Origin of the sequence: Bradyrhizobium sp. SZCCHNR1015, from assembly GCF_032489875.1 — a bacterium.
GTDB lineage: Bacteria > Pseudomonadota > Alphaproteobacteria > Rhizobiales > Xanthobacteraceae > Bradyrhizobium.
The window spans coordinates 18,581-33,774 of the sequence record NZ_JAUEYW010000003.1; the positions used below are offsets into that span (position 1 = coordinate 18,581).

At 65.3% G+C, this 15,194-nt stretch carries 14 protein-coding genes; 5 read left to right on the forward strand and 9 right to left on the reverse strand.

All coding sequences use genetic code 11. The annotated features are described in order from the left end of the window. Window positions 1-13: 13 nt before the first annotated feature. The 7 genes from QX128_RS06570 to QX128_RS06600 form a co-directional block, all read right to left on the reverse strand. Window positions 14-1,411: an NAD(P)(+) transhydrogenase (Re/Si-specific) subunit beta gene (locus QX128_RS06570; protein ID WP_316236982.1), complete on the reverse strand. Its 1,398-nt coding sequence runs from the start codon at window positions 1,409-1,411 to the stop codon at window positions 14-16. Window positions 1,412-1,456: 45 nt separating this feature from the next. Beyond that, complete coding sequence (locus tag QX128_RS06575; RefSeq protein ID WP_284420324.1) at window positions 1,457-1,774, reverse strand: proton-translocating transhydrogenase family protein; 318 nt, start codon at window positions 1,772-1,774, stop codon at window positions 1,457-1,459. Between the two features lie 11 nt (window positions 1,775-1,785). Then, window positions 1,786-2,913, reverse strand: a complete 1,128-nt coding sequence (locus QX128_RS06580) for a Re/Si-specific NAD(P)(+) transhydrogenase subunit alpha (RefSeq protein ID WP_315753919.1) — start codon at window positions 2,911-2,913, stop codon at window positions 1,786-1,788. 131 nt (window positions 2,914-3,044) lie between these two features. Then, complete coding sequence (locus QX128_RS06585; protein ID WP_315736334.1) at window positions 3,045-3,197, reverse strand: aa3-type cytochrome c oxidase subunit IV; 153 nt, start codon at window positions 3,195-3,197, stop codon at window positions 3,045-3,047. 106 nt (window positions 3,198-3,303) lie between these two features. Next, complete coding sequence (locus QX128_RS06590; RefSeq protein WP_316236983.1) at window positions 3,304-3,699, reverse strand: type II toxin-antitoxin system death-on-curing family toxin; 396 nt, start codon at window positions 3,697-3,699, stop codon at window positions 3,304-3,306. Further along, a complete protein-coding gene (locus QX128_RS06595) occupies window positions 3,696-3,920 on the reverse strand; it encodes an AbrB family transcriptional regulator (RefSeq protein ID WP_315802603.1) in 225 nt (74 codons plus the stop codon). Before QX128_RS06595 ends, QX128_RS06590 begins: the two co-directional genes overlap by 4 nt. A gap of 84 nt (window positions 3,921-4,004) precedes the next feature. Beyond that, on the reverse strand, window positions 4,005-5,987 hold the full coding sequence (locus tag QX128_RS06600; protein ID WP_316236984.1) for a M3 family oligoendopeptidase: 1,983 nt from the start codon (window positions 5,985-5,987) through the stop codon (window positions 4,005-4,007). A gap of 120 nt (window positions 5,988-6,107) precedes the next feature. On the opposite strand from QX128_RS06600, the gene QX128_RS06605 reads away from it, so the two are divergent. From QX128_RS06605 to QX128_RS06615, 3 genes are all read left to right on the forward strand, one after another. Next, a complete protein-coding gene (locus QX128_RS06605) occupies window positions 6,108-7,601 on the forward strand; it encodes a sigma-54 dependent transcriptional regulator (protein ID WP_316236985.1) in 1,494 nt (497 codons plus the stop codon). A 386-nt stretch (window positions 7,602-7,987) separates the two neighbouring features. Continuing rightward, complete coding sequence (locus QX128_RS06610; RefSeq protein WP_316237205.1) at window positions 7,988-10,060, forward strand: murein L,D-transpeptidase; 2,073 nt, start codon at window positions 7,988-7,990, stop codon at window positions 10,058-10,060. 269 nt (window positions 10,061-10,329) lie between these two features. Next, window positions 10,330-11,970: a DUF882 domain-containing protein gene (locus tag QX128_RS06615; RefSeq protein WP_316236986.1), complete on the forward strand. Its 1,641-nt coding sequence runs from the start codon at window positions 10,330-10,332 to the stop codon at window positions 11,968-11,970. Window positions 11,971-12,136: 166 nt separating this feature from the next. On the opposite strand, the gene QX128_RS06620 is transcribed toward QX128_RS06615, so the two are convergent. Both QX128_RS06620 and QX128_RS06625 read right to left on the reverse strand, forming a co-directional pair. Then, window positions 12,137-12,412, reverse strand: a complete 276-nt coding sequence (locus QX128_RS06620; protein WP_008961835.1) for a DUF2312 domain-containing protein — start codon at window positions 12,410-12,412, stop codon at window positions 12,137-12,139. 252 nt (window positions 12,413-12,664) lie between these two features. Continuing rightward, window positions 12,665-12,961 carry a DUF1244 domain-containing protein gene (locus QX128_RS06625; protein ID WP_316179843.1) on the reverse strand — a complete coding sequence of 99 codons (297 nt, stop codon included), beginning with the start codon at window positions 12,959-12,961 and terminating at the stop codon, window positions 12,665-12,667. A gap of 200 nt (window positions 12,962-13,161) precedes the next feature. On the opposite strand from QX128_RS06625, the gene QX128_RS06630 reads away from it, so the two are divergent. After that, window positions 13,162-13,758, forward strand: a complete 597-nt coding sequence (locus QX128_RS06630; protein WP_315802598.1) for a DUF1036 domain-containing protein — start codon at window positions 13,162-13,164, stop codon at window positions 13,756-13,758. Continuing rightward, a complete protein-coding gene (pyk, locus tag QX128_RS06635; RefSeq protein WP_315802597.1) occupies window positions 13,755-15,191 on the forward strand; it encodes a pyruvate kinase in 1,437 nt (478 codons plus the stop codon). Before QX128_RS06630 ends, pyk begins: the two co-directional genes overlap by 4 nt. The last annotated feature ends 3 nt before the right edge of the window (window positions 15,192-15,194 follow it).

A 15,194-nucleotide genomic window follows, 5' to 3' on the forward strand; every position in this document is an offset into this window, starting at 1 on the left:
CCGATGCCGCCGGCTACATGCCCTTGACGATGTTCTCGGTCATCTTCTTGGCGTCGCCGAGCAGCATCATCGTGTTGTCGCGGTAGAACAGCGGATTGTCGATGCCGGCATAGCCCGACGCCAGCGAGCGCTTGATGAACATCACGGTGCCGGCCTTCCAGACCTGCAGCACCGGCATGCCGTAGATCGGCGAGGACTTGTCCTCCTCGGCCGCCGGATTGGTGACGTCGTTGGCGCCGATCACGAAGGCGACGTCGGCCTGGGCGAATTCCGAGTTGATGTCCTCGAGCTCGAACACCTCGTCATAGGGAACGTTGGCTTCGGCGAGCAGCACGTTCATGTGGCCGGGCATGCGGCCAGCGACCGGATGAATCGCGTATTTCACCTCGACGCCTTCCTTCTTCAGCGTGTCGGCCATCTCGCGCAGCGCGTGCTGCGCCTGGGCGACCGCCATGCCGTAGCCGGGCACGATGATCACCTTCGAGGCGTTCTTCATGATGAAGGCGGCATCGTCGGCCGAGCCGAGCTTGGCCGGCTTCTGCTCGCCGGTGCCACCGCCCGCCGCTGCGGTCTCACCGCCGAAGCCGCCGAGGATGACCGAGATGAAGGACCGGTTCATCGCATGGCACATGATGTAGGACAGGATCGCACCGGACGAGCCGACCAATGCGCCGGTGATGATCAGCGCCGAATTACCGAGCGTGAAGCCGATGCCCGCGGCCGCCCAGCCGGAGTAGGAGTTCAGCATCGAGATCACGACCGGCATGTCGGCGCCGCCGATCGGGATGATCATGAGCACGCCGAGCGCCAGCGCCAGCAGCGTCACCATCAGGAAGTCGAAGCCGCCGCCCGTCATCACCAGGCGGATCACGAAGAAGACCAGCGCCACGGCGAGCGCGATGTTGATGATGTGACGCGCCGGCAGGATGATCGGCGCGCCGCTCATCCGCGCGGACAGCTTGAGGAAGGCGATGACCGAGCCGGTGAAGGTCAGCGCGCCGATGGCGACGCCGAGCGACATCTCGACCAGGCTCTGCGGATGGATGTTGCCGGGCGTTCCGATGTCGAACGCTTCCGGCGCGAAGAACGCGCCGGCGGCGACCAGCACCGCGGCCATGCCGACCAGCGAATGGAAGGCGGCGACGAGCTCGGGCATCGACGTCATCGGCACCCGGCGCGCAATGACTGCGCCGATGCCGCCGCCGATCGCAACGCCGAGGATCACGAGGATCCAGGCGATCGCATCCGCCGGTGGATGCCCAGCCAGCGTGGTGGCGACCGCAATCGCCATGCCGGCCATGCCGAAGAAGTTGCCTTGCCGGCTGGAGGCCGGGCTCGACAGCCCGCGAAGAGACAGGATGAACAGCACACCTGCCACGAGATAAAGGAGTGCCGACAGATTGGCGTTCATTGCAGATGCCCCGTTGTGCCTGTCATCCCGCGTCGTGCGGCGTTGTTACTTGGACTTCTTCTTGTACATCGCCAGCATGCGCTGGGTGACGAGGAAGCCGCCGAAGATGTTCACGCAGGCGAAGATCAGCGCGATGAAGCCGAACGCTCGCGCCAGACCACTGCCGCTCGACAGCATGGGAACGCCGACCGCCAGCAGCGCGCCGACAACGATCACCGAGGAGATCGCATTGGTCACCGACATCAGCGGCGTGTGCAGGGCCGGCGTCACCGACCACACCACGAAGTAGCCGACGAACACCGCCAGCACGAAGATCGACAGCCGGAAGACGAAGGGGTCGACGGCTTGGACGACATGTTCCATGGCTCTGCTCCTTAGGCCTTCGGCTGGAAGTTCGGGTGGACGATGGCGCCATCCTTTGTCAAAGCCGTGGCCTTGACCAACTCGTCGTCCCAGTTCACCGCCAGTGTCTTTTCCTTCTTATCGATCATCGTCTCGATGAAGGAGAACAGGTTGCGGGCGTAGAGACCGGAGGCGGACGCTGCGACCCGGCCGGCGAGATTGGGGTAGCCGATGATCTTGACGCCGTCGATCTCGACGGTCTCGCCGAGCTTGACGCCCTCGACATTGCCGCCACGCTCGACCGCAAGGTCGACCAGGACCGAGCCAGGGCGCATCGACTTCACCATCTCCATGGTGACGAGGCGCGGCGCTGGACGGCCGGGAATCAGCGCAGTGGTGATGATGACGTCCTGCTTCTTGATGTGTTCCGCCGTCAGCGCCGCCTGCTTGGCCTGGTACTCCTTGGACATCTCCTTGGCATAGCCACCGGCCGTCTGCGCGTTCTTGAACTCCTCGTCCTCGACCGCCAGGAATTTGGCGCCGAGGCTCTCCACCTGCTCCTTGGTGGCGGGGCGCACGTCGGTGGCGGAGACCATGGCGCCGAGCCGGCGCGCGGTTGCGATGGCCTGCAGGCCAGCGACGCCGACGCCCATCACGAAGACCTTGGTCGCCGGCACGGTGCCGGCCGCGGTCATCATCATCGGGAAGGCGCGACCGAACGCCTCGGCGCCCTCGATCACGGCGCGGTAGCCGGCGAGGTTCGCCTGGCTCGACAGCACGTCCATCACCTGGGCGCGGGTGATGCGCGGCATCAGTTCCATCGCGAACGAGGCAATGCCGGCATCGGCCATCGCCTTGAGCGCGGCATCGTTGCCGTAGGGATCCATGATCGCGAACACCAAGGCGCCGCGCCGATAGTTGGCGAGTTCGGAGGCTTCCGGCCGCTTCACCTTGATGATGATGTCGGCGTCCTTCAGCGCGTCGGCGCTGACGGTTGCGCCTGCCGCCGTGAATTCCGAATCCGGCAGGCCGGACTTGATGCCGGCGCCGGGCTCGACCGCGATCTCGGCACCCAACGCCTTGAACTTCTTCACCGTGTCGGGAGAGGCGGCGACCCGCGGCTCCAACGGGTCGATTTCCTTGGCGACGGCAATCTTCATGAGGCCTCCGGCGCGAATGCGCGCGCGAGCTTAAAAGGGCGGGACGTCCATGGCTTCAGCATGACGGCGGATCGGCCCGGCCAGTCAGCTGAAGGCCCGCCGGCGGAGATGCCGGCGGGCCCATAGCGACATTAAGCGAGGAAAATAGCCATCAAGATGACGATGAGAGCGACGCTGATCGTGCCGTACTTCACCAGCTTGATGAAGCCCTCATAGGTGGCCTCATGTGCCACGTAGTCGTTGCCGTCAGCCGTCGAGTAGGCGATCTCGCCATGGTTTGCCATCGGGGTCCCCCAGAGAAAAATTGCTTTGTTAAGGTCGCATACCTCAAAGCCGATGCAAGGGCAACGGCTGGCATGCAAGGCGATTTTATCGGCTTTTCCGATCGGGCTATTGGCCAGGCCAATTGTCACGGATCCAGCGCGTCAGGCTGGCCTCGCTGACCTCGCCGGCGGCGAGGGCGAGGATCATGGCAGTTGCCTGCGCAGGGTCGGGCGCGAACGCGATTTCGTGTCTGCGCAGAAACGTCATCATCGCCATGAACGCGATGCGCTTGTTGCCGTCGACGAAGGCGTGGTTCTTGGCGAGCCCGAATGCGTAGGCCGCGGCAAGCTCCGGCAGCGTCGCCTGCTCATAGCTCCATTTGTTGACCGGACGCTCCAACGCCGACCGCAGCATTCCTTCTTCGCGCAGTCCTGGCGCGCCGCCGAAGCGGCGCAACTGACGGGCGTGAATCGCGATCGCCTGCTCGTAGGTGATCCAAAGCGGCTCTTGCTGGTCGCTCATTTGGCGAGCGCGGCGAGGGTGTCGCGGTACTCATCCATAATGTCGTCGGCGATCTCCATCGTCCGCTCGAAATCCGGATCGTAGGGGAGCGCCTGGAATCCGCCCCCGGGCAGTTCCACGATATGCAATTGCTGGCCGCGCTTGAGATCGAGCCGCTGCATCAACTCGCGCGGCAGCAACAGGCCATCGGAATTGCCGATCTTCTTGATCTCGATCTTCATGGTGAGGTCCGCTAGCGAGAAAGGGGCGTGTTATACAGACGTATAACGCACCCCTTTCTGCCGTTCAACAAATGTTTAACAGCCCTACCCCATCGCCTCCAGCTCGTCGATCATGCCGGCGATGACCGACAGGCCGCCGTCCCAGAACTTGGGATCCTTGGCGTCCAGTCCGAATGGGGCGAGCAGCTCCGAATAGTGCTTCGTTCCGCCGGCGGACAGCATCGCCAGATAGCGCTCGGCGAAGCCGTCGGCGGCGTGCTCATAGACGGCATAGAGCGAGTTCACGAGGCAGTCGCCGAACGCATAGGCGTAGACGTAGAACGGCGAATGGATGAAGTGCGGGATATACATCCAGAAGTTCTCGTAGCCCGGCTTGATCTCGATCGCCTCGCCGAGGCTCTCGGTCTGCACCGAGAGCCAGATCTGGCCGAGCCGCTCCGCGGTCAGTTCGCCATTCTTGCGCTCGGTATGAACCGCGCGCTCGAACGAATAGAACGCGATCTGCCGCACCACCGTGTTGATCATGTCCTCGACCTTGCCGGCGAGCAGCGCCTGGCGCTGCTTGGCATCCTTGGTCTCCGACAATAGCCGCTTGAAGGTCAGCATCTCGCCGAACACGCTCGCTGTCTCGGCGAGCGTCAGCGGCGTCGGCGCCATCAGCGCGCCGTTCTTGGCCGCCAGCACCTGGTGCACGCCATGGCCGAGCTCATGCGCGAGCGTCATCACGTCGCGCGGCTTGCCCTGGTAGTTCATCAGCACATAGGGATGCGCCGAGGGCGTGGTCGGATGCGAGAACGCGCCCGGCGCCTTGCCCGGGCGCACCGGCGCATCGATCCAGCTGTGATCGAAGAAGCGCTGGGCGATGTCGGCCATCTCCGGCGAGAAGCCGCGATAGGCCGTCAGCACCATGCTCTTCGCCTCCGGCCACGCGATGGTGGCATTGGCGGCGAACGGCAGCGGCGCGTTGCGGTCCCAATGCGCGAGCTTCTTCTTTTTGAACCAGCGCGCCTTGAGCTGGTAGTAGCGATGCGACAGCTTCGGATAGGCCGCGCGCACCGACGCCACCAGCGCATCGACCACCTCGCGCTCGACGCGGTTGTTGAGATGGCGCGAATCCGCGACGTCCTGGAAACCGCGCCAGCGGTCGGAGATGTCCTTGTCCTTGGCGAGCGTGTTGGTGATCAGCGCGAAGGTTCGCTCATTGGCCTTGAAGGTCTTGGCCAGCGCCTCGGCGGCGGCCTTGCGCTTGGCGCCGTCACGGTCCTGCAGGAAGTTCAAGGTCGGCTCGATCGCGAGCTCCTTGGCCCCGACTTGAAACCGCAGACCGGCGATGGTCTGGTCGAACAGCCGGTTCCAGGCCGAATAGCCGGTCTGCGACTTCTCGTGGAATAGCTGCTCGACGCGATCCTCGAGCTGATACGGCTTGTCCTTGCGCAGGTCCTCGATCCATGGCCGGTAGTGACCGAGCGCGGGCGTCTCCATCGCACGCGTGATAACGGCGTCGTCGATGCGGTTGAGCTCGAGCGGAAAGAACAGCAGATGCGTCGACGCGGCCGTCAGCCGCTCCGAGATGTCGCCGTAGAATTTGGAGATCGCCGGATCGACGCTGTCGCCGGCATGCGCGAGACCGGCGAACGAGCCGAGCCGTCCGGCAAGATCGTCAATCGCCTCGTAGCGCCGCACGGCTTCTGCGAGCCATTCGCCGCCATCCTCGCGCGCCACATGCTCGGCGAGCTTGCCCTTGTAGTCGGTCTCAAACGCGACGCATTCGGCATCCATCTTCGCGAGATCGTGAGCGATCTCAGGCGCGTCGATGCCCATATAGAGATCGCCGAGATTCCATTCGGGCAGCGTTCCGATTCCGGTCTTGGCCGCGACCACCTTCTTCGCCGGCTTTGCAGATGATTTGGCCGTCGCGCCACGCTTGGCCTTGGCGGCCGCCGGCTTCGACGGCGTCTTGACGACGGACGTCTTGGCCGGTTTGGCCTTGGCAGTCTTTGACGCGGTTTTGGGCGGAGGAGCAGCTTTGGTCGGCTTGCGAAGGGCAGAAGAGGCGCGCGAGGTCATCGGATGGGTAACCTGTTGTTCGAACGTTTATCCCGATCAGCGAGGTTTAAGGTTGCGTTAATCGGCGTCGGCGAGAGTGCCCCGATTCGAGACAGATAGTCGTAGCGTGCAAGGAAAGCCATGGCTGCCAGCATTTTGATTGCCGATGATGATCCGGTCCAGCGCCGGCTGCTGGAGAACATGGTGCAGAAATGCGGCTACGAGGCGGTCGTCGTCGAGACCGGCGACGCCGTCATCGAGAAGCTGACCAATCCTGACGCCGGCCCCATCGACGCCATCGTGCTCGACCTCGTGATGCCCGGCCTCGACGGCATGGGCGTGCTCTCGAAGATGCGCGAGATCGGGATTTCGATACCTGTCATCGTGCAGACCGCGCATGGCGGCATCGACAACGTCGTCTCCGCGATGCGCGCCGGCGCGCAGGATTTCGTCGTCAAGCCGGTCGGCATCGAGCGGCTCCAGGTCTCCTTGCGCAATGCGCTCAATACCTCGGCCCTGAAGGGCGAATTGCAGCGCATCCGGCACAGCCGCGAAGGCCGCCTGACCTTCGCCGACATCATCACCCGCGCCGAGGCGATGGCGCCGATCCTGCGCATCGCGGAGAAGGCCGCGACCTCGTCGATTCCCGTGCTGATCGAAGGCGAATCGGGGGTCGGCAAGGAGCTGTTCGCCCGCGCCATCCACGGCACCAGCGAGCGCAAGACGAAGCCGTTCGTCGCCGTCAATTGCGGCGCGATTCCGGACAATCTGGTGGAATCGATCCTGTTCGGTCACGAGAAGGGCGCATTCACCGGCGCGACCGAGCGTCACATGGGCAAGTTCGTCGAAGCCCATGGCGGCACGCTGTTCCTCGACGAGGTCTCGGAGCTGCCGCTCACCGCCCAGGTCAAGCTGCTGCGCGCCCTGCAGGAGGGCGCCGTCGAGGCCGTCGGCGGCCGCAAGCCGGTCAAGGTCGACGTGCGCATCATCTCGGCGACCAATCGCAGGCTGCTCGACCGCGTCAAGGAAGGGCATTTTCGCGAGGATCTGTTCTACCGGCTGCATGTGCTGCCGCTGACCATTCCGCCGCTGCGCACCCGCCGCGAGGACATCCCGCATCTGTTGCGGCATTTCCTCGCGCGGTTTGCGGCCGAGGAGAACCGCGCCATTTCGGGCATCACCGGCGAGGCCGTCGCCTATCTGACCAAGCTCGACTGGCCCGGTAACATCCGCCAGTTGGAAAACGCGGTCTACCGCGCCGTCGTCATGGGCGAGAGCGACCAGCTCGGCGTCGCCGATTTTCCGCTGATTCCCACCCACGCGCCGCCGGTGGAGCCTGCGCCGGCCCTCACCGTGGAGCGGCCTGTTCCTCCCCTGCCTGCGATGGTGCCGGGTAGTGAAGTACCCATTGCCCCTCTGCCCTCGCATGGGTTCCTGCCGCTGCTCACCGCGAGCGGCGAGGTGCGGCCGCTCGAGGAGATGGAGCATGAGATCATCCGCTTCGCCATCGCCCATTACCGCGGCCAGATGTCGGAGGTGGCGCGCCGCCTCAAAATCGGACGCTCGACGCTCTACCGCAAGCTCGACGAAGCCAATGGCGAGACGCCCGCAACGGAAAGCCCGCCGCTCGGCTGAGCCGCGCGGATGCTCACCATGGTCGCGCTCGGCTGTCGTCCGAAAAAGGCCGCAAGTCTTGGCAACAATGGAACATCTGAACCGTTGCCTTGCGGTGACAGACAAAGGAAATAACGCGTGGCACAAACGCACGATCGGTTTGGCCGGGGTTTCCCAAGAGTCAGTTTGTCGTGAGTTGTCCCGTGTGGCGCTGGCCGCAGAAGTGGGGCTTGAGTATCGTTTGGGCGTGAATCATTGCGTGCAGACGTGAGCCATCCTCACCGGCGGTACCTACGCCGAAGCTGGCGGATCGACCTTGTTACACCTGTTCCAGCCGGGACAGATCATCCGAGGGATTGACGATGCGAGATTGTGTGACCACCCGTGGCGGATATGACCGCGTGCTCATGGCTGTCGCGGCGACCTTCCTCGCGGTGTCCTCGACCTCTGCTTTCGCCCAGAGCGATCCCCCCCGCAACAGCGCGGCCGAGCTGGCCATCGATGCGGCGATCCCGTTCCCCGAGCCGGCCAACGTGCCGCCGCCGACCGCCAGTGACTTCAAACTCGACACCACCAAATCCGACACCACCGCAACCGTGTCGCCCGAGCAGGTCAAGGCGCCCGAGACCACGGTCAAGCCGGTCGACTCTGCGGCGGCGCCTGCGACCGATCCCACCAAGACCGTCGCCACGCCGCCCGCAGCGGCTCCTGCCACCGCGACAGCCCCAGAGCCGGTCAAGGCCGCCAGCACCGTTCCCGCCGCCGACCAGCCCGTTGCCGACCGTCTGCGCGACCTGATGGCGACCAAGGCGACGAAGTATTTCGACCGCAAGGCCGAGCGCGCCGCCGTCGAGAAGTTCTACACCGGCCGCGACTATGCGCCCGTCTGGACCCAGGGCGGCAACCTGACCGCCTCGGCAAAGGGCGTCATCGCCCGTCTCAAGGATGCAGCAGCCGATGGCCTCAATCCCGGCGACTATCCGGTGCCGGACTTCGCAGCCGCAGCCTCCGCACCGGACGCACTGGCGGAGGCCGATCTCAGACTCACCGAGAGCATGATGGACTACGCGCGCCAGGCGCAGAGCGGCCGCATGCACTGGTCGCAGGTCTCGGCGGACATCCAGTATCCCGACCATCCGGTCGACCCCAACGAGGTGCTTGCCAACGTCACCGGCGCCAAGGACGCCTCGGCGGCGCTGGAGAGCTACAACCCTCCGCACAAGCTCTACAAGCTCTTGAAGGCCAAGCTCGCCGAGCTGCGCGGCGTCACCGACGGCGCGCCCGTGATCATCGACGAAGGCCAGCCGCTGAAATACACGCCTGCCCGCGGCAAGAATGCGCCGGAGGCGGAGGCGCAGATGTCTGACCCGCGCGTGCCGAAGCTGCGCGCCAAGCTCGGTCTCACCGAGAATGCCGACGACATCCGCTACGACGCCAAGGTCGCCGCCGCCGTCCGCAAGTTTCAGGAGAGCGTCGACCTCAAGCCGACCGGAGTGCTCGACGACCGCACCGTGAAGGCGCTGAACACGCCCAAGCGCGATAAGCAGATCGATACGGTCCTCGTCAACATGGAGCGCTGGCGCTGGCTGCCGCGCGACCTCGGCGCCCCCGGCATCGGCGACGCCTATGTGATCCTCAACATCCCCGACTACACGCTGAAGGTGATGCAGCACGGCGCGCAGGTGTGGAGCACCCGCGTGGTGACCGGCAAGCCCGGGCAGCATGCGACGCCGCTGCTCAGCGAGACGATGAAGTTCATCACGGTTAATCCGACCTGGAACGTGCCGCCGTCGATCATCTACAACGAGTATCTGCCGGCCCTGCAGCAGGATCCGACGGTGCTCGACCGCATGGGGCTCCGGCTGGAGCGCGCGCGCGACGGCTCGATCCACATCTCGCAGCCGCCGGGCGAGGCCAACGCTCTCGGCCGCATCCGCTTCAACTTCCCGAACAAGTTCCTGGTCTATCAGCACGACACGCCGGACAAGAACCTGTTCGCCCGTGACGAGCGCGCCTTCAGCCATGGCTGCATGCGCGTACAGTATCCGGATCAGTACGCGTCGGTCCTGCTCAACATCACCATGCCCGGCGAGCGCTACACGCCCGAGCGCATCCGCAGCATGTACGGCCGGAGCGAGATCGACCTGAAATTTCCGACGCCGATCCCGGTCAACATCACCTACCAGACCGCCTTCGTCGACGATGCCGGCAAGCTGCAATTCCGCAAGGACATCTATGGCCGCGACGCCACCATGATCGCGATCCTGAAGAACAGCCGCGGCAAGGATCTCGAGAACGTCGTCGCCCATGCCCAGCCGAGCTACGCGCGTCCGAAGGGGCCGCTGCCGAACTCGGTCAGCCTCAGCGACAACAGCTTCTCCTCCGGCCCGAACTTCTTCGAGCGGCTGTTTGGCGGCGGCGGCGCGCCGACGCCGCCGGCGCCGGTCGGCCGCCCTGCCCGGCGGGTCTTCACCCGCTGATCAGGCCGCCGATCACGGTCAAATTCCATTTTGAGATCAAAGGCCTCGCCGATCGGCGGGGCCTTTGCTTTAGGTTAACCACAATGATCAACCAAGATTCGATGGCTCTTTTTCGCCACACTCAAGAGTATATGTTAAGGGTAATTGGGGGGCGGGTCGGTGAGTATCCCTTAACCATCCCGCCTTAGGTAAGCGTTTCCTCTCTCTTCCGCCGGACGGGCCGCAAGAGGGTATTCGAGTAAACGCTCGTCGACGGGGTGGGCTGCATCTTGCTGTCTGTTTTCGCGCGCCAATCTGTTTCGCTCACGAGAGCGGGCTGGAAGGCTGGATGCCAATACGGACTGGCGGCACTGCTCCTGGTGCTGGGCGCCGGCTCGGTGCATGACGCCGCTGCACTGAACGAGACCAAGACGCTCTCCTTCCACCATACCCATTCCGGCGAAGATCTCACGGTCACCTTCAAGCGCGAAGGCCGCTACGACGAAGACGCGCTGAAGAAGCTCAACCATTTCCTGCGCGACTGGCGTACCCAGGACGAGACGGTCATGGACCGCCGCCTGTTCGACATCCTCTGGGAAGTCTATCGCGACGTCGACGCCAAGCAGCCGATCCAGATCATCTCGTCGTACCGGTCGCCCGCCACCAACTCGATGCTGCGCCGGCGCTCGGCGCATTCCGGGGTGGCCCGCCACAGCCAGCACATGCTCGGCCATGCGATGGACTTCTACATCCCTGGCGTGCCGCTGGAGCAGATCCGCTTTGCCGGCCTGCGCCTGCAGCGCGGCGGCGTCGGCTTCTACCCGACCTCCGGCTCGCCCTTCGTCCATCTCGACACCGGCAACATCCGCCACTGGCCGCGCATGACCGCCGAGCAGCTCGCCCGCGTGTTCCCCGACGGCAAGACCGTTCACGTGCCGAGCAACGGCGTTCCGCTCAAGGGCTATGAGCTGGCTAAGGCCGAGATCGAGAAACGCGGCAATGGCGATGACGCGTCGTCCAGCCCCAACCTGTTTGCGCGGCTGTTCCGCGGTCGTCCGAGCGAGGATGACGAGGAGTCGGGCGAGAGCGAGAGTAAGGCCGACGCCAAGCCGGTTCAAACCGCGGCACTCGCCGCCAAGCCGGCTGACAAGAACTCCGACAAGGACAGCCGGACCGCCGAGCGATCGGTGGACAGCAAAGCCGCCACCGCGCGTGGCAAGATCGTCAACGCCCTGCAGTTGGCCTCCGCGGATGCGCAATCTGCAGCTCAGCCCGTGGCGACCAAGCCGGAGACGAAGTCCGAAACGACGGGCGCCGTCGGCAGCAGATCCAGGGACGGCGCGCCGCAGAGCGTCGCCGACATCATCAATTCGCGCGGCTTCTGGGGTGACAATCCCGGCACGCCGAAGCAGGCCACCCCCGAGCAGGTTGCCGCGATCACGGCGCGCCGTGCGCTGTCGTCGATCGATCAGCAGCAGACCGCGAGCCTGATGCAGGCCATGGCCTTCGCGCCCCCGGCCTCCTCTCCGCTCGATCGCGCCAATGCCGCCTCCACGACCGTCATCCCGGTGCGAAATGCCCGCCCGGCGACCCGCAGCGTCGCGCCGGTGCCGGAGGCCGCGAAGAACGGGCAAGGTCAGGACGGCGCCATCACGATGGCGACGCGGATCTCGGCGGCCAAGGGTCCCGATTCGACCTGGATGCGGGCCATCATGCTGACGCCGAGCGCTTCATCCTCGATGTCCGTGACGAAAATGGGCGACGTGGACCTCACCGTGATGCGCAGCTATTTCGTCAAGCCGCAGGTCGCGCTGGCGATGAGCTTCGCCGCCGAGCCGACGCCGGGACTGAGCTACGACCAGTTCACGGGGCCGGCGATCATCAAGCTCGAAACCAAATCCTTCGCCATGCGCGCGGCAGCCTTGCGCTGACGCCGCGGCGGCCTGCTAGTCGTTCTCCTCAGCATCGACGGGTTTGGAGTGCGGCGTCGATCGCCGCAACATGCGCATGCCGCCGGCGCGCCGAGCCGGATCGGGAGAAAGCGAATGCCCCGTCAGGGGCAGCGGAGATCTCCTGCAGGTGAGCGAGGCCTGCTGCTCAGATCATTCCGAGCGCCTGCATATAGGTCTCGAGGATGCTTTCCTCTTCCTGGCGCTCGTTCGGGTCCTGCTTGCGGAGCCGGATGATCGTGCGCAGCGCCTTGACGTCGAAGCCATTGCCCTTGCTCTCGGCGTAGACGTCCTTGATGTCTTCGGAGATCGCCTTCTTCTCCTCCTCGAGACGCTCGATCCGCTCGATGATCGACTTGAGCTGGTCTACGGCAAAGCGGGTCGCGGGCGAGTCGTCGTCCTTCGCGGCGGCGGAGGTGGCCATCTGATACTCCTGAGTGGAACTCTGTGTCCAAGGAAGGCGCCAAAGGGCGCTACGTGTTCGCCGCGACCCTCAAATCTGGCGTGCCCTGCGTCAAGGCGACATCGACCTCATCCACAGAGCGCCCACACCTTGTTGGCCTGCGCAGCGTCAAGCCTGCGCAAGCCGCTCGCGCCACTTGTGTTTCGTCGCCATCCCGCGCAGCACCCGATTCGCACATTGCCGCGCCGGACAGCGCGGCTCCTCCGCGCCTGATCAGTGGCCCGGATGCGACTTCTTGAAGGCTTCGCGCTGCTCGGCGCTGGCCTCACGCTGGTGTTTCGCCTTCCATTCCTCGTAGGGCATGCCATAGACCGCCTCGCGGCTCTCGTCCCTGGTCATTGGCGCTCCCTGGGCGTCGGCGGCGTCCTTCAGCCAGTTGGAGAGACAGTTGCGGCAGAAGCCTGCCAGATTCATCAGATCGATGTTCTGAACGTCGGTTCTCGTCCGCAGATGCTCGACAAGCCGGCGAAAGGCGGCGGCTTCGAGCTCGGTCCGGGTGGTGCTGTCCATCGTCATCTCTTTGTTCCCTGTTCCGCGCCGTGACGGATGTCTGCTATATAATGAGGCTTCGTCGCGGATTTGGCCATATCGCAGCACCGTCAGGAGGAGCGAGGCGCTCGATCGCAGCGGCTTCGCACGAGATCGTCATGGCGTTGACAGCCGCAGCCAAGCCCAGCGACATCGTTCAACGGTTGATATAGCGTCGCGCAATGATCCCGAAAATCTCCTCTCTCCTGCATCGCAATCCCTTCCGCCCCGGTTACGGACTGCTTTCGCTGCTTGGGCTGGCCGCGCTCTGTCTGTGGTCCTCCCCTGCGGCCGCCGATTTTCGGCTCTGCAACAACACCTCAAGCCGGGTCGGGATCGCCCTCGGCTACAAGGACTCCGAAGGCTGGACCACCGAAGGCTGGTGGAACGTGTCGTCACGCAGCTGCGAGACGCTGCTCAAGGGCACGCTGGTGGCGCGCTATTATTACATCTATGCGCTGGACTATGACCGCGGCGGCGAATGGTCGGGACAGGCCTTCATGTGCTCGCGTGACAAGGAATTCACGATCAAGGGCACCGACAATTGCCTGGCCCGCGGCTTCGACCGCACCGGCTTCTTCGAAGTCGACACCGGCGACCAGCGCGCCTGGACGGTACAGCTCACCGAGGCCAACGAGCAGCCGGCGCAGCAGCGCGTGCCTGGAATTCCCGGCACGCTTGGACCCGGAGGCAACGTCCCCGGTCTGCCGAATGGGCCGCAGGGCACGCCGCCGGCGGCCGCGCCGGCCCTGCCGCCAGGGCAAGCACCCAAGCCATGAGGCGGCTGCGACGCATCAAGATCCTCGCCACGCTCGGTCCCGCCTCCTCGGACAGCGCGATGATTCGCAAGCTGTTCGAGGCCGGGGCGGACATTTTCCGGATCAACATGAGCCACACCCCGCACGACAAGCTGCGGGAGCTGGTGGCCACGATCCGCAGCGTCGAGGCGAGCTACGGCCGCCCGATCGGCATTCTGGTCGATCTCCAGGGCCCGAAGCTCAGGCTCGGCACCTTCGCCGAGGGCCCGGTTCAGCTCAACAACGGCCAGAGCTTCGTGCTCGATTCAGACAAGACGCCGGGCGATGCGACGCGGGTCCACCTGCCGCATCCGGAAATCCTGGCCGCCCTGCAGCCCGGACATGCGCTGCTGCTGGATGACGGCAAGGTGCGGCTGATCGCCGAGGAGACCTCGCCGACCCGCGCCGTCACCCGGGTCGTGATCGGCGGCAGGATGTCCGACCGCAAGGGCGTGAGCCTGCCGGACACCGACCTGCCGGTGTCGGCGATGACGCCGAAGGACCGCGCCGACCTCGACGCCGCCTTGAACATCGGCATCGACTGGATCGCGCTGTCCTTCGTGCAGCGCGCCGACGACGTGCTGGAAGCCAAGAAGATCATCCGCGGCCGCGCCGCCGTGATGTCCAAGATCGAGAAGCCGCAGGCGATCGACCGGCTCAACGACATTGTCGACGTCTCCGATGCCTTGATGGTGGCGCGCGGCGATCTCGGCGTCGAGCTGCCGCTGGAGCGTGTGCCCGGACTGCAGAAGCAGATGACGCGGCTGGCGCGCCGCGCCGGCAAGCCGGTGGTGGTGGCGACGCAGATGCTGGAATCGATGATCCAGTCGCCGGTGCCGACCCGCGCCGAGGTCTCCGACGTCGCCACCGCGGTCTATGAAGGCGCCGACGCCATCATGTTGTCGGCCGAGTCGGCCGCCGGCAAATATCCGGTCGAGGCGGTCTCGACCATGAACCGCATCGGCGAGGAGGTCGAGCGCGACGTGGTCTACCGCTCCGTGATCGCGGCCCAGCGCCCCGAGCCCGAATCGACCGCGGGCGACGCCATCGCCGAAGCCGCGCGGCAGATTGCGGAGAATCTCGATCTGCCCACCATCATCTGCTGGACCTCGTCAGGTTCCACCGCCATCCGCGTCGCGCGCGAGCGGCCGAAGCCGCCGGTGGTCGCGATCACGCCCAACCTGGCGACCGGGCGCCGCTTGTCGGTCGTGTGGGGCGTGCACTGCGTGGTGGCCGAGGACGCGCGCGACCAGGACGACATGGTCGAGCGCGCCGGCTCGATCGCCTTCCGCGACGGCTTCGTCCGCGCCGGGCAGCGCGTCATCATCGTCGCCGGCGTGCCGCTCGGCACACCCGGCACCACGAACATGGTGCGGATCGCCTATGTCGGGCCGTCGAGCGACGCCCATATCTGAGAC